Source organism: Paenibacillus wenxiniae (assembly GCF_039822605.1).
Lineage (GTDB): Bacteria > Bacillota > Bacilli > Paenibacillales > Paenibacillaceae > Saccharibacillus > Saccharibacillus wenxiniae.
This window is the reverse complement of sequence record NZ_JBCGUH010000051.1, coordinates 1-615: the sequence shown is the minus strand read 5'-3', so window position 1 is coordinate 615 and position 615 is coordinate 1. Positions and strand designations below refer to the sequence as shown.

Genomic DNA, 615 nt, shown 5'->3' with positions numbered 1-615 from the left:
ATGATTGGGGTGAAGTCGTAACAAGGTAGCCGTATCGGAAGGTGCGGCTGGATCACCTCCTTTCTATGGAGAATCGTTTCCTGCAACGGAAACATTCAAATCTAAGTCGTTTAGGTAACTAGACGCGGGTCACAGGTTGACCGACACTCACTTCGTTGTTCAGTTTTGAGAGACTAAGCTCTCGCCGAGATGGCATCATCGTTTGGTGGTAATGGCGGAGGGGTTCCACACGTACCCATCCCGAACACGACCGTTAAGCCCTCCAGCGCCAATGGTACTTGGACCGCAGGGTCCTGGGAGAGTAGGACGCCGCCAAGCGATGCATCTCAACAAATCATATATTGTGGGCCCTTAGCTCAGTTGGTTAGAGCGCACCTCTGATAAGGGTGAGGTCGGTGGTTCGAGTCCACCAGGGCCCACCATTTCTAATTTTATACCTTTTATGGGGCCATAGCTCAGCTGGGAGAGCGCCTGCCTTGCAAGCAGGAGGTCAGCGGTTCGATCCCGCTTGGCTCCACCATATACAAACTATCAATACCAAGTTGATCCTTGAAAACTGGATACCGAAACGAAACATCGCGTTTTAGAAAACTGTTCTTATCTGTTCTCTGTGTA

Annotated in this window: 2 tRNA genes and 2 rRNA genes; all 4 read left to right on the top strand. The window is 50.6% G+C overall.

Annotated features, from left to right (window positions below):
* Positions 1–63 (top strand): 16S ribosomal RNA (locus AAHF22_RS23810); the annotation flags it as partial.
* A 138-nt stretch (positions 64–201) separates the two neighbouring features.
* Positions 202–318: ribosomal RNA gene (gene rrf, locus AAHF22_RS23805) — 5S ribosomal RNA — on the top strand.
* Between the two features lie 27 nt (positions 319–345).
* A tRNA-Ile gene (locus tag AAHF22_RS23800) sits at positions 346–422 on the top strand.
* A 22-nt stretch (positions 423–444) separates the two neighbouring features.
* Positions 445–520: transfer RNA gene (locus AAHF22_RS23795), tRNA-Ala, on the top strand.
* Positions 521–615 lie beyond the last annotated feature (95 nt).